General features: G+C 69.1%; 19 protein-coding genes and 1 pseudogene. 7 read left to right on the top strand and 13 right to left on the bottom strand.

Annotated elements, in window-relative coordinates; translation table 11 throughout:
* Positions 1–8: 8 nt before the first annotated feature.
* Entirely contained in the window at positions 9–914 is a 906-nt protein-coding gene (locus tag EDD90_RS21925; protein WP_123974658.1) for a YihY/virulence factor BrkB family protein, read from the top strand.
* Here the strand turns inward: EDD90_RS21925 and EDD90_RS21920 are convergent.
* Positions 862–2,142, bottom strand: a complete 1,281-nt coding sequence (locus tag EDD90_RS21920) for a D-alanyl-D-alanine carboxypeptidase family protein (RefSeq protein ID WP_260327990.1) — start codon at positions 2,140–2,142, stop codon at positions 862–864. The genes EDD90_RS21925 and EDD90_RS21920 overlap by 53 nt on opposite strands.
* Positions 2,143–2,233: 91 nt before the next feature.
* On the opposite strand from EDD90_RS21920, the gene EDD90_RS21915 reads away from it, so the two are divergent.
* From EDD90_RS21915 to EDD90_RS21900, 5 genes and pseudogenes are all read left to right on the top strand, one after another.
* On the top strand, positions 2,234–2,473 hold the full coding sequence (locus tag EDD90_RS21915; protein ID WP_123974656.1) for an SCO4848 family membrane protein: 240 nt from the start codon (positions 2,234–2,236) through the stop codon (positions 2,471–2,473).
* A gap of 16 nt (positions 2,474–2,489) precedes the next feature.
* Positions 2,490–2,627: a hypothetical protein gene (locus EDD90_RS55580; protein ID WP_185149704.1), complete on the top strand. Its 138-nt coding sequence runs from the start codon at positions 2,490–2,492 to the stop codon at positions 2,625–2,627.
* Positions 2,606–2,971: pseudogene (locus EDD90_RS21910) on the top strand (metallophosphoesterase); the annotation flags it as partial. The gene EDD90_RS55580 and the pseudogene EDD90_RS21910, both read left to right, overlap by 22 nt.
* 192 nt (positions 2,972–3,163) lie before the next feature.
* The gene (locus tag EDD90_RS21905; RefSeq protein ID WP_123974655.1) at positions 3,164–4,705 is read left to right on the top strand and encodes an ABC transporter substrate-binding protein; all 1,542 of its coding nucleotides are present in this window, start codon (positions 3,164–3,166) and stop codon (positions 4,703–4,705) included.
* A gap of 59 nt (positions 4,706–4,764) precedes the next feature.
* Positions 4,765–5,166: an ATP-binding protein gene (locus tag EDD90_RS21900; RefSeq protein WP_123974654.1), complete on the top strand. Its 402-nt coding sequence runs from the start codon at positions 4,765–4,767 to the stop codon at positions 5,164–5,166.
* A 75-nt stretch (positions 5,167–5,241) separates the two neighbouring features.
* Here the strand turns inward: EDD90_RS21900 and EDD90_RS21895 are convergent, their stop codons facing one another.
* Both EDD90_RS21895 and EDD90_RS21890 read right to left on the bottom strand, forming a co-directional pair.
* Positions 5,242–6,675: a cell wall metabolism sensor histidine kinase WalK gene (locus EDD90_RS21895; protein WP_123974653.1), complete on the bottom strand. Its 1,434-nt coding sequence runs from the start codon at positions 6,673–6,675 to the stop codon at positions 5,242–5,244.
* Positions 6,672–7,370: a response regulator transcription factor gene (locus EDD90_RS21890; RefSeq protein WP_123974652.1), complete on the bottom strand. Its 699-nt coding sequence runs from the start codon at positions 7,368–7,370 to the stop codon at positions 6,672–6,674. Before EDD90_RS21890 ends, EDD90_RS21895 begins: the two co-directional genes overlap by 4 nt.
* Positions 7,371–7,547: 177 nt before the next feature.
* Between EDD90_RS21890 and EDD90_RS21885 the strand changes: the two genes are divergently transcribed.
* Positions 7,548–9,956 (top strand): MMPL family transporter, encoded by a 2,409-nt coding sequence (locus EDD90_RS21885; RefSeq protein WP_123981479.1) that lies wholly within the window; start codon positions 7,548–7,550, stop codon positions 9,954–9,956.
* A gap of 1 nt (position 9,957) precedes the next feature.
* Here EDD90_RS21885 and EDD90_RS21880 read toward each other — a convergent pair whose 3' ends face one another.
* The 10 genes from EDD90_RS21880 to EDD90_RS21835 form a co-directional block, all read right to left on the bottom strand.
* Positions 9,958–10,545, bottom strand: a complete 588-nt coding sequence (locus tag EDD90_RS21880) for a Uma2 family endonuclease (protein ID WP_123974651.1) — start codon at positions 10,543–10,545, stop codon at positions 9,958–9,960.
* Positions 10,546–10,635: 90 nt separating this feature from the next.
* Positions 10,636–11,379 carry a TetR/AcrR family transcriptional regulator gene (locus EDD90_RS21875; protein ID WP_123974650.1) on the bottom strand — a complete coding sequence of 248 codons (744 nt, stop codon included), beginning with the start codon at positions 11,377–11,379 and terminating at the stop codon, positions 10,636–10,638.
* Between the two features lie 9 nt (positions 11,380–11,388).
* Entirely contained in the window at positions 11,389–11,883 is a 495-nt protein-coding gene (locus tag EDD90_RS21870) for a thiol-disulfide oxidoreductase DCC family protein (RefSeq protein ID WP_123974649.1), read from the bottom strand.
* The gene (locus EDD90_RS21865) at positions 11,880–12,287 is read right to left on the bottom strand and encodes a hypothetical protein (protein ID WP_123974648.1); all 408 of its coding nucleotides are present in this window, start codon (positions 12,285–12,287) and stop codon (positions 11,880–11,882) included. The genes EDD90_RS21870 and EDD90_RS21865 overlap by 4 nt, the downstream gene beginning before the upstream one ends.
* Positions 12,288–12,381: 94 nt before the next feature.
* The gene (locus tag EDD90_RS21860) at positions 12,382–12,792 is read right to left on the bottom strand and encodes a VOC family protein (RefSeq protein ID WP_123974647.1); all 411 of its coding nucleotides are present in this window, start codon (positions 12,790–12,792) and stop codon (positions 12,382–12,384) included.
* 430 nt (positions 12,793–13,222) lie between these two features.
* On the bottom strand, positions 13,223–14,002 hold the full coding sequence (locus EDD90_RS21855) for a succinate dehydrogenase iron-sulfur subunit (protein ID WP_046729767.1): 780 nt from the start codon (positions 14,000–14,002) through the stop codon (positions 13,223–13,225).
* The gene (gene sdhA / locus EDD90_RS21850; protein ID WP_123974646.1) at positions 14,002–15,756 is read right to left on the bottom strand and encodes a succinate dehydrogenase flavoprotein subunit; all 1,755 of its coding nucleotides are present in this window, start codon (positions 15,754–15,756) and stop codon (positions 14,002–14,004) included. The genes EDD90_RS21855 and sdhA overlap by 1 nt, the downstream gene beginning before the upstream one ends.
* A gap of 19 nt (positions 15,757–15,775) precedes the next feature.
* Complete coding sequence (locus EDD90_RS21845) at positions 15,776–16,258, bottom strand: succinate dehydrogenase hydrophobic membrane anchor subunit (protein ID WP_123974645.1); 483 nt, start codon at positions 16,256–16,258, stop codon at positions 15,776–15,778.
* Positions 16,259–16,263: 5 nt separating this feature from the next.
* Positions 16,264–16,644, bottom strand: a complete 381-nt coding sequence (gene sdhC, locus EDD90_RS21840) for a succinate dehydrogenase, cytochrome b556 subunit (RefSeq protein WP_043406142.1) — start codon at positions 16,642–16,644, stop codon at positions 16,264–16,266.
* A gap of 194 nt (positions 16,645–16,838) precedes the next feature.
* A complete protein-coding gene (locus tag EDD90_RS21835) occupies positions 16,839–17,447 on the bottom strand; it encodes a 2-oxo-4-hydroxy-4-carboxy-5-ureidoimidazoline decarboxylase (RefSeq protein WP_123974644.1) in 609 nt (202 codons plus the stop codon).
* Between the last annotated feature and the right edge of the window lie 115 nt (positions 17,448–17,562).

Genomic DNA, 17,562 nt, shown 5'->3' with positions numbered 1-17,562 from the left:
GTCGGATCATGGACTGGCTGAGAAAACTCCCCGTCGTCGGCCCGCTCGTGGGCTGGCTCATGACCACGCACACCTGGCGGTCGTACGAGCGGCTCGAGCGGGTGAACTGGTCCCAGCTGGCCGCCGCCATGACCTTCATCAGCTTTGTCTCGCTCTTCCCGCTGCTGACCGTGGGCGCCGCGATCGCCGCCGCCACCCTGAGCAAGTCCCAGCAGCAGAACGTGCAGAACAAGATCGCCGACCAGGTCCCCGGCATCTCCGACCAGCTGGACATCAACTCCCTGGTCCAGAACGCCGGCACCGTCGGTCTCATCGCCGGTGCCGTCCTGCTGTTCACCGGTATCAACTGGGTCGGCCAGATGCGGGACTGTCTGCGTGCGGTGTGGGAGCTGTCCGACAAGGTCGAGAACCCGATCCTCGCCAAGCTCAAGGACGCCGGCATCCTGGTCGGCTTCGGCGGCGCGGTGCTCGTCACGATCGCCGTGTCCACGATCGCCTCGGCGGCGGTGGGCTGGATCTCCCACCGGCTCGGTCTCCCCGAGCACGGCTGGGGGCCCCTGTTGCTGCGGACCGCCGCGTTCACCGTCGCCGTGACCGCCGACTTCCTGCTCCTGCTCTACGTCCTCACCCTGCTGCCCGGAGTCGAGCCGCCGCGCCGCCGGCTGCTGGTCGCGGCCCTGATCGGCGCGGTCGGCTTCGAACTCCTCAAGCTGCTGCTCAGCGGCTATATCCAGGGTGTCGCCGCGAAGAGCATGTACGGCGCGTTCGGCGTCCCGGTCGCCCTGCTGCTGTGGATCAACTTCACGTCGAAACTCGTCCTGTTCTCCGCCGCCTGGACGGCGACGGAGAGCGGCAGAGGGGTCAGGGACGAGTCCGGCGGCGCACCAGATCCGGCAGCGGCCAACGGCGGTTGACCAGGAAGGCCGCGCCCGCGAGCAGCACCAGCACCCCGCCCGTGATCGCCAGCGCCACTCCGATCCCGCCGGAGCCGTCGGCGGAGGCGGCGGCCACCGGCTTCGACCCCGCGCCCTTCCCGGAACCGGAGCCGGAGCCGGACGCGGAGGCGCTCGCCCCCGGCTGGGCACTGGAGCCCACCGCCCCCTTGGGTGGGACCAGCTCCCCCACCGGAGTCGCCTTGCCGGCCGCCTGGAAGCCCCAGTCGAACAGCTTGGCGGTCTCCTTGTAGACCTCGTTGTGCTCCTTCTTCTCCGGGTTCATCACCGTGACCAGCAGCACCCTGCCACCCCGTTCGGCGACCCCGGTGAAGGTGGCGCCGGCGTTGGTGGTGTTGCCGTTCTTCACCCCCGCGATGCCCTGGTAGACGGGCACGTCGGTGTCGCCGCTCAGCAGCCGGTTGGTGTTCTGGATCTCGAAAGAGCCCCGGACCGACTGCCCCTTGGCGTTCTTCGTCGTGTCACCCGGGAACTTGGCTCGCACGGTCGAGCAGTACTCCCGGAAGTCCTTCTTCTGCAGCCCGGAACGGGCGAACAGCGACAGGTCGTACGCCGACGACACCTGCCCGGCCTGGTCGTACCCGTCCGGACTCACCACATGCGTGTCCAGCGCCTGCAGTTCGTCGGCGTGGTCCTGCATGTCCTTGACGGTCTGCTCGACACCGCCGTTCATCGCGGACAGCACATGCACGGCGTCGTTGCCGGAGCGCAGGAACACCCCGAGCCAGAGATCGTGGACCGTGTAGGTCTGGCCTTCCTTTATCCCGACCATGCTGGAGCCGGCGCCCATGCCCGCGAGGTCGGTCGGCACCACCTTGTGCGTGGTCGACTTCGGGAACCGGGGCAGCACGGTGTCCGCGAACAGCATCTTCAGGGTGCTCGCCGGGGGCAGCCGCCAGTGCGCGTTGTGCGCGGCGAGCACCTCGCCCGACTCGGCGTCGGAGACGATCCAGGAACGCGCCGTGACGTCCTTCGGCAGCACCGGCACCCCGGCGGTCAGATTCACCTGGGTACCCGGCTGTCCGAGCCGGGTGCCGCCGACCGTCGACATCTTCGCCGGGGGAGTGGCCGACGGACTCGTCGAGGGCGTCGGCGCGGCGAGCGCGGCCGGCGCGGTGAGCGACAGGGAGATCAGGGCGGCGGAGGCGACCAGCAGAGATCGGCTGGCCTTCGGCTTCGGTGCGGGCACGGACGAGAACGTACCCGGCACAGAGGGCGAAGTCCCACCACCCACCCCACCCCGGAATCGGAACCGGACAGCCGACGGCGATACTGAACCCATGAAGCTCAGCCGCCCGGTGTCCTGGTTCCTGCTCGCGTTCGGGGTGTGGTCTTGGTTCATCTGGATCACTTTCGTCAAAAACCTCGTCAAGGACGGCAGCGGACTCGCCTTCGACAACGGTCATCCCACGGCGTACTTCTGGGTCCACCTGACGCTGGCCGTCGTGTCCTTCGTATTGGGGACGGTCATCGGGGGCATCGGGTTGCGCGGAGTACGCGCACTGCGCCGCACGTCATAGAAAGAGGCAGCACAGGGTGATCGTCGCCTTCGGGCTCCTCGCCCTGGCCGTGGTGACGGGCCTGTGCTGGTACCCGACCCCGTCCCGCCGCCTCTTCGTCTCCCGAGTCGTCGGCGGCGCAGCCGCGACCGCTACTTCGACCTCGCCGGAGTGAACGACATCGCCGGTGAGAGCACGGGCCAGGGCCCTGACTTCGACCGCGCGCCGTCCGGCCGCGACCCGGCCCGCGCCTGCGTGCTCCTCGCCCACCAGCCCGTCCAGATCCACGAGGCCGTCCGCCACCACGTCGACCTCCAGCTCTCCGGCCACACCCACGGCGGCCGGCTCTGGCCCGGCAACTTCATCGCGGCGGCGGCCAACCCGACGGTCGCTGGACTGGACCGCTATGGCGACACCCAGCTGTACGTCTCCCGGGGCGCCGGAGCCTGGGGCCCGCCCACCCGGGTGGGCGCCCCGTCGGACATCACGGTCATCGAACTCGCGTCGAGGCGAGCCTGACCGGCTGGGCGAAACCGCCCCGTATTCCCTGTGGACGAGCTGTGAAATCCGGCGGAAACGAGCGGTCGGTAAGTTCTTCCTCATCTCGTCAGATCACTCTTCCCTCACATGAAACTCCTGTGGTTAGGTGAGCCGCGTCACTTAGGGGAGTGACGTTTATGGGGAGGGCTACCAACCGTGCGATCTGTTCGCATGCGGATTCTTGTGACGCTTCTCGTACTGGCGGTCGTGGGGATCGGCGGCTGGCAGTTGCTGCCGGCGCAGGAGAACAAGAACAAGACGATCACCGTCGGCACCACCGACGCCGTCACCTCGCTCGACCCGGCAGGTGCCTACGACGCCGGTTCCTGGGCGCTGTACAACAACGTCTTCCAGTCACTGCTCACCTTCGAGCCGGACGGCGTCAAGCCGGTCCCGGACGCGGCCGAGAGCTGTGACTTCACGGACTCCGGCCTGCTGACGTACCGCTGTGTACTGCGCGAAGGGATCACCTTCCCGAGCGGCCGGGCGATGACCGCCGAGGACGTGAAGTACTCCTTCGACCGGATCAAGAGGATCAACGATCCCGTCGGTCCGGCCTCCCTGTTCTCGACGCTCGACTCGGTCACCGCCTCCGGCAGGACCGTCGAATTCCACCTGTCGTCGGCCGACGCGACGTTCCCGTTCAAGGTGGCCACCGGCGCCGGTTCGATCGTCGACAAGGACAAGTACCCGGCGAACGGGCTGCGCACCGATGACTCGGTCGACGGCACCGGCCCGTACACCCTGACGTCGTACACGAAGAACAAGCAGGCGACCCTGGAGCCCAACGACACCTACAAGGGCGACCTCAGCAGCACCGGCCGCCCCATCCGGCTGGACTACTACGCCGATTCGGCCAAGCTCAGCAGTGCGTACAAGGCCAAGCAGATCGACGTGGCCACCCGCACGCTGCCGCCGGCCATGGTGTCCAAGCTCTCGCCGAGCGACCCCGACCAGCGCGTCGCCGAGTCCGACAGCTCCGAGACCCGCAACCTGTACCTCAACACCCGTGCGAAGTCGTCCCTGCACGACGTCCTCGTCCGCCGGGCGCTGGCCTGGCTGGTCAACCGCGAGGACCTGGCCGCCACCGTGTACGACGGGACGGTGGAGCCGCTGTACTCGCTGATCCCGACCGGCCTCACCGGCCACACCACGTCCTTCTTCGACACGTACCCCAAGCAGAGCGTCGCCAAGGCGAAGACGCTGCTGGCGGAGGCCGGCGTCAGCACCCCGGTCAGGTTCACCTTCGGCTACGGCATCGGCCACGGCTCGGGAGCCGAGGAGGCCGCCGCGCTGAAGCAGCAGCTGGAGGCGGGCGGCCTGTTCAAGGTCGACGTCAAGGGTTACGAGTGGACCGACTTCCAGAAGTCGTGGGCCGCGGGCAAGATGGACGCCTGGGCGGTCGGCTGGGTCGCCGACTATCCCGACCCGGACACCTTCGGCGCCTCCCTGGTCGGCAGCAACTCCGTGATGAGCACCGGCTACAGCAACAAGGCCGTCGACCACCTCATCCAGGACAGCCAGCAGTACGCCGACCGCAGACGCGTCGACCAGGACTTCCGCACCATCCAGACCGACGTGGCGGAAGACGTGCCGCTGATCCCGCTCTGGCAGCGCACGGACTACGTCGTCAGCAGCGAGGACGTGGGCGGCAGCCAGTACCTGAACGACAGCACGGGTGTGTTCCGTCTGTGGAGTCTGAACTGGATCTGACCGGCGGACACCCGACGCGGCACCGTGCGACGGCGGTGCGCGTGGGGTGAGGAGCGGACGTGCTGAGACGCAACGCCTTCCGGCTCCCCAGGCACCCGGCATCCGTGGGCCTGGCCCGGCACCGGGTCCGGGACCATCTGGCCTCCTGGGGCCATGGCCCGGACACCCCGACGGCCGGCGACGCGATGCTGCTCGTCTCCGAGCCGGCCACCAACGTCGTACGCCACGGCCCTTTGCTGGAGCGGGAGTTCGAGGTGGCGGTGACAGCGCTGTCGGACGGCTCGTGCCTGGTGGAGGTCTCGGACGAGCGGCGGATGGAGTCCCGCCCCAGGATCGTGAGGGATGACGACGAGACGGGCCGGGGCCTGCACCTGGTGGAGACGATCGCGGCGGCGTGGGGAGTATGGGCCAGGGGACCCCACGGCAAGACAGTATGGGCGTTGGTGCTGAGCGCCCCGTAAGGGGCGCGGGGCCGTAGTCGATATGCGGCTACCGCCGCGTGGGTGCGACCAGCCCCCACCGGCCGTCAGCCGAACTCAGACCGATCGCAACGTAACCGTCACAGCCAGTCCCTCCCCGGGCGCCGTCCGCACACACACCTCACCCCCGTGTGCCTCCACCACCCCCTGCACGATCGCCATCCCCAGCCCGCTCCCCTCCGCATTCCCCACCCGGAAGAACCGGTCGAAGATCCGCCCCGCGTCCTCCTCCCCCAACCCCGGCCCGTCGTCCGCCACACACACCCGCACCACCCCGTCCGACCGCTCCACCCCCAACCGCACAGCGGCCTCGACCGGCGTGTGCGTACGGACGTTCGACACCAGGTTCCCCAGCACCTGCCGCAGCCCGGACTCGTCGGCCCGCACCAGCACCGCCCCGTCGGCGGAAACGGCGACCCGCCGACTCGGTTGCTGCACCCGCAGATCCTCCGCCGCATCCCGCACCAGCCGGCTCACATCGACGTGCCGGAACCGGATCTCGGGCCGTTGGTCGAGCCGAGCCAGCAGCAGCAGCTCGTCGACCAGCCGCCCCATCCGGTCCACCTCCCCGTGCATCCGGTCCCAGGCCCGCCGCCGCTCCCCGGGCTCGTTCAGCATCCCCTTGTCGTAGAGCTGGAGATAGCCGCGGATGGCGGCGAGCGGCGTCCGCAGCTCGTGCGACGCGTCGGCGACGAACCGGCGCAGCTGGGCCGCACTGTGCTCGCGCGTCCGGTACGCCGTCTCCACCTGGTGCAGCATGGAGTTGAGGGCGAGCCGCAACTGCTCGACCTCCTCCGTCGGATGCTGGCTCGACGGCACCCGCCGGGTCAGGTCGCCCTCGGCTATCGCCGACGACGTCTCCACCATGTCCTCCAGCGGCAGCAGCCGGCGCCGCACGCTGTACATGGTCAGACAGCACAGCAGCGCGAGCAGCAGGGAGCCGACGGCGAAGTCCAGTTTGAGCGCCTTGGCTATGCCCTTGTGCAGCAGTTCGGTCGAGGTGGCCAGCAGGATGTAGGGGCCGTCGGCGAGCCGGGTCGCCGTCACCCGGTAGGCCGCGCCGTGCACGTCGATGTCGTGCGGGTCGCGGGCGGCGGTGAGGGCGCGCGGGTCGTCGACGGCGGCCGCGAGCGCGCGTTGCGCCTGCGTCGGTTTCATGTCGAAGACGCTGAGCGGTTCGCCCTTGGTGTCGACGACGGTGAAGATCGAGTCCGGGGTCGGATCGGACTCCGAGGGGGAGATCCGTTCCCGGACGACGCCGAGGGCGGTCAGCGAGTCGACCTGCCGCAGGGTGAGTCCTGAACCCCCCAGTGACGTCCGTGTCTTGAGCAGCTCGGAGTCCACCTGGTTGAGCAGGTACAGCCGCATGCCCATGATGCTGACCGTGGTCGCCACCACGATGCCGACGGCGAGGAGCCCGACGTTGGCCAGGGTGAGCTTGCCGCGCAGCGAGTGCGCCCCGTGCCGGTGCCGGCGCTTCCCGAGGCTCATGCCAGCCCGTATCCGACGCCTCGCCGGGTGGTGATCACCGGCGTGCCCGGCGCGCCCAGGGTGTCCAGTTTGCGCCGCAGGTAGCTGATGTAGGTCTCGACGACGGTGGACTCGGACGGCGCGTGCTCGTACTGCCACACGTGCTTGAGCAGTTGCTCCTTGGGCACGATCCGGCCGCCGTTGCGCACCAGGAAGCGCAGCAGCGCGTACTCGGTCGGGGTCAGCTCGACCGTGCGGCCGGCGCGGTGCACCGAGTACGTCGTCTCGTCCAGCTCCAAGTCGCCGTAGCGCAGCGGCGGCCGCTGCTGGATGACGTCCGCCGGGCGGGTACGGCGCAGCACCGCGCCGATACGGGCGACGACCTCGTCGATGTTGAAGGGCTTGGTGATGTAGTCGTCGCCGTAGCCGAGCGCGCCGACTATCTCGGCCGGGGCGTCCCGCGCGGTCAGGAAGACGAGGGCCAGGTCCGGCTGCCGCACGCGCAGTTCACGGGCGAGCGCCCGCCCGTCGCCGTCCGGCAGCATCACGTCCAGCAGGGCCGCGTCGGGCCGGGTGCGCTCGGCCAGCGCGAGGGCGCCTTGGACCGTGCCGGCCGTCATCACCTCGAACCGGTGGTAGCGCAGGGCGATGGCGAGGACGTCCGCGATGCTCGGCTCGTCCTCCACGATCAGCACGGTGCTGCCTGGAGCCGTCATGCCCCCAGTATCGGCGCCCCCGCGGACCGCCGGGGGCCCGCAGCTTTGGAGTTCCTTGAGAGTCATGCGCGCCGCGTGTCCCGGCGCCCGTCCCGCCACCAATCCTGTTGCCCAGGACCTGGGGGACCAACCGACCGAACTGGATCTGATCTCAAGGAGCTGTTGAGCGTGACGGCATTGGCACGGTGGTGCTATCGGCACCGGCTGGTGGTCCTGTTGCTGTGGGTGGGGGCACTCCTCGGCGTGGGCTTCTCGGCCTCGTCCGCGGGCACGAACTACGCGAACGTCTTCTCCCTTCCGGACACGGACTCCAAGACCGCGTACGACCTGATGATGAAGGCCTTCCCGAACACGTCCGGTGACACGGACACCGTGGTCTGGAAGGTCACCGACGGCTCGGTGCGGGACCAGGCGGTCCGCGGCCGTATCCAGCCGGCCCTCGACGAGATCGCGAAGATGACGGGCGTCGGCGCGGTCACCAGCCCGTACGCAGGCGCCCGGGGGGCCGCGCAGATCAGCCAGGACGGCAAGATCGCGTACGCCCAGCTGACCTTCGCCCAGCGCGCGAACGAAATACCCAAGGACCTCGTCCAGAAGGTCCTCGACACCGCGCAGCACGCCGAACGCGGCGGACTGCAGGTCGAGCTGGGCGGCCAGGCCATCCAGCGCGTGCAGGAGCCGCCGCAGGGCCTCTCCGAGATGGTCGGCATCATCGCGGCGGCCGTCGTCCTCTTCCTGGCCTTCGGCTCCTTCTTCGCGATGACCCTCCCGATCGCGATCGCCGTCTTCGGTGTCGGCATGGGCCTGTTCTCCACCCAGCTCCTCAGCCACACCACCGACATCCCCGACATCGCGCCGCTGCTGGCCTCCCTGATCGGCCTCGGCGTCGGCATCGACTACGCCCTGTTCATCGTCACCCGGCACCGGCGCGGCATCCTGCGCGGCATGGACCCCGAGGAGTCGGCGGTCACCGCCCTCAACACTTCGGGCCGGGCGGTGCTGTTCGCGGGTGGCACGGTCTGCATCGCGCTCGCCGGCATGCTGGTCACACGGCTGCGCTTCCTGGACGGCGTGGTCATCGGCACGTCCCTGACGGTGGTGCTCAGCGTCCTGGCGGCCACCACTCTCCTCCCCGCCCTGCTCGGCTTCCTCGGCCCGCGCGTCCTCAGCCGCCGCCAGCGGCGCAGGCTGGCTGCCGAGGGTCCCGAGCCGGAGAAGGCGAGCGGCCTGGCGGCCCGGTGGTCGGTGAACGTGGAGAAGCGCCCGCGCCGGATCGCCGCACTGGCACTCCTCGTCATGGCGGTCCTGGCCATCCCCGTCCTCTCCCTCCGCCTCGGCGCCACCGACCAGGGCAACGACGACGCGTCCACGACCACCAGGAAGGCCTACGACCTGCTCGCCGAGGGCTTCGGCCCCGGTTTCAACGGCCCGCTCCAGGTGGTCAGCGTCGGCGGCGACACGACCACGCTGGTCAAGGACCTGAAGTCGACGCCGGGCGTCGCCCAGGTGGCGCAGCTGCCCCCGGCGAAGGGCGTCACGGTCATCCAGGTGGTCCCGACCACCTCGCCCCAGTCCAAGGAGACGGACGACCTCATCGACACCCTCCGCGACCAGGTGATCCCGAAGGCGGGCGTGGAGGCCCACGTAGGCGGCGTGACGGCGGTCTCCAAGGACTTCGCCTCCGTCACGGGCGACCGGCTGCCCCTCTTCATCGCGACGATCATCGGCCTGGGCTTCCTGCTCCTCCTGGTCGCCTTCCGCTCCCTGGTCGTCCCGCTGACGGCGGCCCTGATGAACCTGATCGCCGCGGCCGCCTCCTTCGGCGTCCTCGTCGCGGTCTTCCAGTGGGGCTGGGGCCTGAGTCTGCTGGGCCTCGGCAAGGAGGGCCCGATCAACGCGTTCCTCCCCGTCATCATGCTCTCCCTCCTCTTCGGCCTCTCGATGGACTACCAGGTGTTCCTGGTGAGCCGGATGCACGAGGAGTGGGTGCACACGAAGGACAACGCGCGCGCGGTCCGGGTCGGCCTCGCGGAGACCAGCCGCGTCATCAACTCCGCGGCTCTGATCATGGTCTGCGTCTTCCTGGCCTTCGTCCTCAGCGGTGACTCGGGCGCGGCGATGGCGGGCGTGGGCCTGGCGGCGGCGGTCGCGCTGGACGCGTTCATCCTGCGTACGGCGCTGGTCCCGGCCGCGATGCATCTGCTGGGCGCGTCCAACTGGTGGCTGCCGGCCTGGCTGGAGAAGCGGCTGCCGCATCTGGCGGTGGAGCCGCAGGAGGAGCCGGCCCCGGTGCCGACCGAGCCCACCGGCCCGGCGACGGCGATCCACGGCTTCGTCCGCACGCCGGACGGCGACCCGGTGGAGAACGCGTCGGTGGCCGTGATGTCCAAGGGCGGGCGCCAGCTGGACCGCGTGACGTCCTTGGCGGACGGCTCCTACATCGTGTCGGTCCCGGCGCCGGGTGCGTATCTGCTGGCGGTGTCGTCCTCGTCGTACGGCTCGAAGGCCCGGCAGGTGACGGTGACGGAGGGGCCGGTGGTGTACGACGTGGAGCTGACCGGGGACGAGGTGGACGCGGTCAATTAGCTCAGGCGAGCCCGGCTTTGAGGATGCGCTCGACATCCAGTACGACCTTGCCGCCCACGGACTCGGGGAGCGTGACGAGCTCCCCGGGACTGTGGATCCCGTGGTGGGCGTACCGACCCCCGGCCGGATCGGTCAGCACATGGACGCGCTGGTGCTTGCGGTCGACGATGACGTAGACGGGGATCCGGGACTGGGCGTAATGGGCGACCTTGACCTGCAGATCGGTCTTCCAGTTACTGGACGTGACCTCCATCACCAGACGGAAGCATGTCGGGTCGTAGCAGCTGTTCTCCACCAAGTGATCGCGGTAGTCGTCGTCGACCACCGAGAGATCGGGGATCGCGTAGTCCTCGGGGCCGCTGGGAAGCCAGAGACCAATGCCGGGAAGCGCCCGCACCAGGCCCAGATTCATGAACGGGGCGGCGAACAGCATCAGGGCCTCGGAGTGAGGGCCGTCCGGTGCGGGGCTCACGAGAATCTGGTCTCCGATGATCTCGACGCGGAGGCCCGGAATGCTCTCCATGATGTGGTTCGCTTCGGCGATCAGCGACCACTCCTTGTGCGGCCGCTCGACAGCTGCTGCGGACATCAGGTGCCTCCCATGGGCTGGTGTCGAGAGCATCATCGTAGGCACGCGGCACCCTCGGTGTCCCGTTCGACTCCGTTCACCCGAAAGTGATCACTCGCCCCCGCGCCCCTTGCCCCCCGGGTCCGGCAGCACCCGCGTCATCCCTGGCAGGAAGTCCGTGAACAGCTCGTGCACCTCCAGGACCAGCGGCCGTAGCACCCGGAACCGCGCCAGCGACACACCGCGGGCCGTCAGTCGCGCGCCCCGCTCGGCCAGCCGGTAGCTGCGCTCCCGGCCCTCCGTCCGGTCGAAGATCCAGTACAGGACCAGGCCCATCTGTGAGAGCCACATCAACTCGGGCAGTACGTCCCGCAGTTCGGGTGCCACCTTGGTCTTCGCCCCGGCCAGCACCTCCCGGTGCACGCCGATCGCCTCGTCGCGGGCGTGCTCGCTCTCCGGGGAGAAGGGGCTGAGCGGGCTGTCGGGGTCGGCGGCGTTCTTGAAGAAGTGGACCGCGAACTCGTGGTACGGCAGCGCGATGTCCAGCCACACCTTGAGCACGCCCGCGAGCCGCGCCTCCAGATCGGTCTCCCGGTCCAGGACCTCGCGGACCGCCACCCGGTGCTCGGCGGCGAGCTGGTCGTAGAAGCCCTGGATCAGGTGTTCCTTGCCGGCGAAGTAGTAGTACGCGTTGCCGACCGAGACCCCGGCCTCCGTGGCGATGGCCCGCATCGTGGTCTTCTCGTAGCCACGCTCCCGGAACAGCCGCATCGCCGTCTCCAGGATCAGCGCGCGGGTCTGCTCGGACTTGCTCTGGGCACCGGCCTCGACGGGACCGTCGTTCTTCGCGGACACGGACAGAGCCTAACGAGTGGCGCAGACGCCGCTGTCACAGCCCGGAGGGTCGTAAGTCCAGCCGAGACCGGGGTCGTACGCCCATCCGTCCGCCCGCCGGTACGCCTTCCCGCCCCACTGCGCGCCCCGCCACCTGGCGGCGGCCAGCACCGCGCCCCGGGCCAGCCGCGCTCCGGCCGGTGTGCTCAGCCGGTGGGCGAGCGGCCGCTGCTCCCGCAGCGCCCACAGGACGACGATCCAGGCGGCGGTGTCCCGGTAGACCTGCCCTCCGTCGCCGACGACGGTGACCTCGTCGAAGGTGACCGCGTGATCCAGCTCGGGGAAGCGGGCCCGGGCCTCGTCCGACCCGGCGGGGACGAGGGTGAGCGGCACCAGCTGGGGCTGCCGGACGAGCCAGTCGCGCAGGTGGCTGCAGAGGGTGCACTCGGCGTCGTAGAGAACGGTCAGCCCGTGGACCGGGACGCGCACGGCGCCCCGGTCGTCGGTGGCGGTCACGGTGCTCACGCCCCGGCCGCCGGCGCGGTCCAGCCCTGCGGCGGCACGGGCGGGAGCTGCTCCCGCTCCATGGCCCCGCGCCGCCGGATCCGGTTCAGCACGTACACATTGCCGAGGTGCATCACACCGAGCACCAGCAGCACGACCCCGATCTTCGAGGACAGCGCCTCGAAGATCCCGCGGGTGTCCTCGATGGTGTCGCTGGTGTGCAGGTACAGGGCGACGAAGCCGAGGTTGACGAGGTAGAAGCCGACCACCAGGAGGTGGTTGACGGCGTCGGCGAGCTTCTCGTTCCCCTGCAGGACGTCGGAGAGGAAGATCCGCCCGTTGCGGCTGAGCGTGCGGGCCACCCAGATGGTCAGCCCGATGCTGACGAGCAGGTAGATGACGTAGGCGATGACGGTACGGTCCATGCCCCACCCCTTCTTGAACGCGTTCAAAACGCTGACAGGGATGACTGTAGACCTGCTTTTGAACGTGTTCAACTCGGTTGCGGAGTGACCCCGTTCACGTCCGGCGCCCGAGCTCCGGCCGCTTGATGTAGTCCGTGAACCCGAGGACGTTGCCCCAGGGGTCGGCGATCTCGACGGTCCAGCCGGTGGCGACGGAGAAGGGCTCGTCGAGCACGGTGATCCCGGCGGTCTTCAGCCTCCGGGTCGCGGCGCGCGCGTCCGGCACCTCCAGCCACACCCGCGGCGAGCCCCACACCGCGGGCCGGTGCCCCAGCCCCTCCTCGACCCGCAGCAGCACCCCGGGGGTCTCGCCCCCGACCTTCAGCAGGGCGATCCCGCCCTCGTCGAACCGGAAGCCGACGGTGAATCCGGCACGCTCGTAGAAGGCGACGGCGGTCGCGAGATCCCCGACGGGAATCAGCACGTTGTCGAACCCGAGCAGTTCGTACGACTCGTCATCTGACATGCCATCAGGTTAGGTCGGGCATTCCGGACACCCCTGCCGCCGGACCAGGGGGTCACCCACCCGGCTGTCGCCTCAACGGCCGAAGCGGCGCTGGACCCTCCGCCGTCCCGGCTGCACCTGCACCGCGATCAGTCCGTCGAGGCGGGTGGACAGGGCAACCCGCAGCTGCGACAGCTCCCGGCCCTCGCGTGCCGCGCCGAAGAAGTGCAGATAGGCCGCGAAAGCCAGGAAGACCCCCGCAACCTAGGCAGCAACTTCCCCCGCAGCCCGGAGAGTTGCCAACCCAGCGCGCCCTCCACGCCTGCCGCCGTCGCCGTCGATTCCAGGAGCAGTGACGATCGGGAGGCCAGGGACTCGGGTAACGGGCGGGGCCCCGCCCCCGGGTGTGAAACCGGGAGACGGGGCCCTGGCCGACGTACCGAAGGAGACGTCAGAAGCGGCGCGTGATCAGCGCTCGCTTCACCTCCTGGATCGCCTTGGTGACCTCGATGCCGCGCGGGCAGGCGTCCGTGCAGTTGAAGGTCGTGCGGCAGCGCCACACGCCGTCGCGGTCGTTCAGGATCTCCAGGCGCTGCTCGCCCGCCTCGTCACGGCTGTCGAAGATGAAGCGGTGCGCGTTGACGATGGCGGCCGGGCCGAAGTACTGGCCGTCGTTCCAGAAGACCGGGCACGAGGAGGTGCAGGCGGCGCAGAGGATGCACTTCGTGGTGTCGTCGAAGCGCTCGCGGTCCTCGGCCGACTGGAGACGCTCACGCGTGGGCTCGTTCGTGTCCTTCGTGATGAGGAAGGGCATGACGTCCCGGTACGCCTGGAAGAACGGCTCCATGTCCACGACCAGGTCCTTCAGGACCGTCAGGCCCTTGATGGGCTCGACCGTGATCGGCTTCTCGGGGTTGATGTCCTTGATGAGGGTCTTGCAGGCAAGACGGTTCTTGCCGTTGATCCGCATCGCGTCCGAACCACAGATGCCGTGCGCGCAGGAGCGGCGGAACGTCAGCGTGCCGTCGACGTCCCACTTGATCTTGTGGAGGCCGTCGAGGACGCGCTCCTTCGGGTCGATCTCCAGCTGGAAGTCTTCCCAGACCGCGTCCGCGGAGACCTCGGGGTTGAAGCGGCGGACCCGGAAGGTGACCGTGATGTACGGGGAGTCGGCGAAGCCGGGCTCGGGCTGGCCGGCCGCGTCCGCCTTGTCCAGAACGGGGGTTGCCATCAGTACTTACGCTCCATCGGCTGGTAGCGGGTCTGGACGACCGGCTTGTAATCGAGACGGATGGACTCGGCGCCGTCGTCGCCCACCTCGCGGTACGCCATGGTGTGGCGCATGAAGTTGACGTCGTCGCGGTTGGGGTAGTCCTCGCGGTAGTGACCGCCGCGGGACTCCTTGCGGGCCAGCGCGGAGACCGCCATGACCTCGGCGAGGTCGAGCAGGTTGCCGAGCTCGATGGCCTCCAGCAGGTCCGTGTTGAACCGCTTGCCCTTGTCCTGGATCGAGACGTTCTTGTAGCGCTCGCGCAGCTCCGCGATCTTCTCGACCGCCGTCTTGATCGTCTGCTCGGTGCGGAACACCATGACGTTGGCGTCCATGGTCTCCTGCAGCTCCCGGCGGAGCGTGGCGACCCGCTCGTTGCCCGTCGAGGTACGCAGCCGCTCGATCTGGGAGACCACGAACTCGGCCGGGTTCTCCGGGAGTTCGACGAAGTCCACGGTGTGCGCGTACTCGGCGGCCGCGATGCCCGCCCGGCGGCCGAACACGTTGATGTCCAGGAGCGAGTTGGTGCCGAGGCGGTTGGCGCCGTGGACCGAGACGCAGGCGACCTCGCCGGCCGCGTACAGGCCCGGGACGACGGTGGTGTTGTCCGAGAGGACCTCACCCTCGACGTTGGTCGGGATGCCGCCCATCGCGTAGTGCGCGGTGGGCTGGATCGGGATCGGGTCCGTGTACGGCTCGATACCGAGGTAAGTACGCGCGAACTCGGTGATGTCCGGGAGCTTGGCGTCCAGCTGCTCCGGCGGGAGGTGGGTGAGGTCGAGGTAGACGTGGTCGCCCTCGGGACCGCAGCCGCGGCCCTCACGGATCTCCGTGTAGATGGAGCGGGACACGACGTCACGGGACGCGAGGTCCTTCATGACCGGCGCGTACTTCTCCATGAAGCGCTCGCCGTCCTTGTTGCGGAGGATGCCGCCCTCACCGCGGGCGCCCTCCGTCAGCAGGATGCCCATGCGCCAGATGCCGGTCGGGTGGAACTGGAAGAACTCCATGTCCTCCAGCGGCAGACCACGGCGGTAGACCGCGGCCTGGCCGTCACCGGTCAGCGTGTGGGCGTTCGACGTCACCTTGAAGAACTTGCCGGTGCCGCCGGAGGCGTAGATGACGGCCTTCGCCTGGAAGATGTGGATCTCACCGGTGGCCAGCTCGTAGGCGACCACACCGGAGGACTTCCTGACGCCGTCCTCCTCGGTGATCAGCTGGTCCAGGACGTAGAACTCGTTGAAGAACTCCACGCCCTCTTTGACGCAGTTCTGGTACAGCGTCTGGAGGATCATGTGGCCGGTGCGGTCGGCCGCGTAGCAGGACCGGCGGACCGGGGCCTCGCCGTGGTTGCGGGAGTGACCGCCGAAGCGGCGCTGGTCGATCGTGCCGTTGGGCGTCCGGTTGAACGGCAGGCCCATCTTCTCCAGGTCGAGGACGGCGTCGATGGCCTCCTTCGCCAGGATCTCGGCGGCGTCCTGGTCGACCAGGTAGTCACCGCCCTTGACCGTGTCGAAGGTGTGCCACTCCCAGTTGTCCTCCTCCACGTTGGCGAGCGCGGCGGCCATACCGCCCTGCGCGGCGCCCGTGTGGGAGCGGGTGGGGTAGAGCTTGGTCAGGACCGCGGTGCGGCTGCGCTTCGTCGACTCGATGGCCGCGCGCATGCCCGCGCCGCCGGCGCCGACGATGACGGTGTCGTACTTGTGGATCTTCATGATTCTCGCAGCCCCGTGCCTAGCGGATGTTCGGGTCGAAGGTGAAGATCACCAGTGAGCCCAGCAGGATGGTGAACACCGTGGCCGTGTAGAGCAGGCCCTTGAGCCACAGCCGGGTGTTCGCGCGCTCCGCGTAGTCGTTGATGATCGTGCGCAGGCCGTTCGCGCCGTGCAGCATCGCGAGCCACAGCATCAGCAGGTCCCAGACCTGCCAGAAGGGGCTCGCCCAGCGGCCGGCCACGAACGCGAAGCCGATCTTCGACACGCCGCCGTCGAGCACCAGCTGGATCAGCAGGTGGCCGAGGACGAGGACGACCAGCACGACGCCGGACAGGCGCATGAACAGCCAGGCGGCCATCTCGAAGTTGCCGCGGGTGGAGCGCGGGGTCTTCTTGGTGCGCTTGCGCGGGGCCTCGATGAGGGGGGCCGGGTTGTCCACGGTGAAGAGCGGGGCGCCTTCGACGGGGCCGACGCCGGCTGCGGGGGTTTCAGTGGTCGACATCTGCGTCAGCTCCCGAACAGGACACGAGCGGCGTGGCCGAGAACGGGGTAAATGGCCCCGGCCATCAGGACGACCCAGACACCGACGACCGTCCAGAGCATCTGCTTCTGGTAGCGCGGGCCCTTCGACCAGAAGTCGACGGCGATGACACGCAGGCCGTTGAGGGCGTGGAAGAGGATGGCGGCCACGAGGCCGTACTCCAGCAGTGCGACGATCGGCGTCTTGTACGTGGCTACGACCTTGTCGTAGTCCTCGGGGGAGACGCGGACGAGAGCGGTGTCCAGCACGTGAACGAACAGGAAGAAGAAAATGAGGACGCCGGTGACTCGGTGAGCCACCCAGGACCACATTCCTTCCCGGCCGCGGTACAGCGTTCCAGCCGGCACGGAAGTCCCTCCGGGAGCGGGGTATCGGGGCCGCGCCGGCTTGTGCTGTCGGTCGGGCCCGGCCGGGTACGGTCCACCGGCCCCCAGCATGTTAGCCAGCCGTCGCAGGAGGCTTTACGGGGGGCCTACCTTGTGTGATCAAACTGGCACCGGACGGGCTACAAAAGAAGAGGGTTTGTGGGGGTGGGGGACTGTCAGATGCCGGGCGCGGCGCCGTGGGGGCTGGTTGCTCCCCCACTCTCGAATTCGCTCGAGCGGGGGGACCCCCATCGCGGCGGAGCCGCTGATGTGTTCAGCCCCGCGCCCCTGAGTTTCTCAGCCAGCCGTCCTCTGGCCAGGCGCCGGAGTTGCTCCGCCGTGATGACTCGCTCTTCCTCCGGATCGTTTGTCAAACGTGATCGGATGCCTGCCAGGACGTGGTCCAGGGATTCGGCGGGCGGCGTGTCGCCCAGGTAGATGATGAAGACGTGGCCGAAGCGGGCCTCGTAGGTCGCGTGGGCCGCGCTCAGGGCTGTGTGGGCGGCCGGGTAGGTGCCCTCGGGCACCGGCGGCAGGCACTCGCCCGCCAGCGCCTCCGAGAGGTCCCCCGGGGACAGGTCGTACGTCGCCTCGTCCGCCGCTGCCAGGAGGGAGGCCACGTCGGGGTAGGGGCGGTGGTCCGTGATGCGGCGGGACCAGCGCAGGCTGTGCAGGCAGTGCAGCAGCAGGGCGCCGACCTCGTCGGCGGGGGCGGCGTTGAACGCGTCCAGCGGGGTGGGGAGATGGGGCAGACGGTGGGCGGGCAGCGTGGGTCCTCGCGTCACATGCGGTGTGGCAGGGAATGCTGTGAGAGATGTGTCGTTGACGTTATCGAGGACGTTCACGGCGGGTCCGTTGGTTGCTTGTTTTTCACCCGAACGGGAGAGTTTCGGAGCGGTT

Source organism: Streptomyces sp. Ag109_O5-1 (genome assembly GCF_003814875.1).
GTDB classification, from domain to species: Bacteria; Actinomycetota; Actinomycetes; order Streptomycetales; family Streptomycetaceae; genus Streptomyces; species Streptomyces sasae.
The sequence above is the reverse complement of the archived record's forward strand: the minus strand, read 5'-3'. Positions and strand labels throughout refer to the sequence as shown.

What these genes read in the sequence shown, in the direction of transcription:
- EDD90_RS21915 (WP_123974656.1), top strand. Translation starts at nt 2,234, where the DNA reads ATGAAGCTCAGCCGCCCGGTGTCCTGGTTCCTGCTCGCGTTCGGGGTG.
- EDD90_RS21860 (WP_123974647.1), bottom strand. Translation starts at nt 12,792, where the DNA reads ATGTCAGATGACGAGTCGTACGAACTGCTCGGGTTCGACAACGTGCTG.
- EDD90_RS21855 (WP_046729767.1), bottom strand. Translation starts at nt 14,002, where the DNA reads ATGGCAACCCCCGTTCTGGACAAGGCGGACGCGGCCGGCCAGCCCGAG.
- EDD90_RS21890 (WP_123974652.1), bottom strand. Translation starts at nt 7,370, where the DNA reads ATGACGGCTCCAGGCAGCACCGTGCTGATCGTGGAGGACGAGCCGAGC.
- EDD90_RS21845 (WP_123974645.1), bottom strand. Translation starts at nt 16,258, where the DNA reads ATGTCGACCACTGAAACCCCCGCAGCCGGCGTCGGCCCCGTCGAAGGC.
- EDD90_RS21880 (WP_123974651.1), bottom strand. Translation starts at nt 10,545, where the DNA reads ATGTCCGCAGCAGCTGTCGAGCGGCCGCACAAGGAGTGGTCGCTGATC.
- EDD90_RS21905 (WP_123974655.1), top strand. Translation starts at nt 3,164, where the DNA reads ATGCGGATTCTTGTGACGCTTCTCGTACTGGCGGTCGTGGGGATCGGC.
- sdhA (WP_123974646.1), bottom strand. Translation starts at nt 15,756, where the DNA reads ATGAAGATCCACAAGTACGACACCGTCATCGTCGGCGCCGGCGGCGCG.
- EDD90_RS21925 (WP_123974658.1), top strand. Translation starts at nt 9, where the DNA reads ATGGACTGGCTGAGAAAACTCCCCGTCGTCGGCCCGCTCGTGGGCTGG.
- EDD90_RS21895 (WP_123974653.1), bottom strand. Translation starts at nt 6,675, where the DNA reads ATGAGCCTCGGGAAGCGCCGGCACCGGCACGGGGCGCACTCGCTGCGC.
- EDD90_RS21865 (WP_123974648.1), bottom strand. Translation starts at nt 12,287, where the DNA reads ATGGACCGTACCGTCATCGCCTACGTCATCTACCTGCTCGTCAGCATC.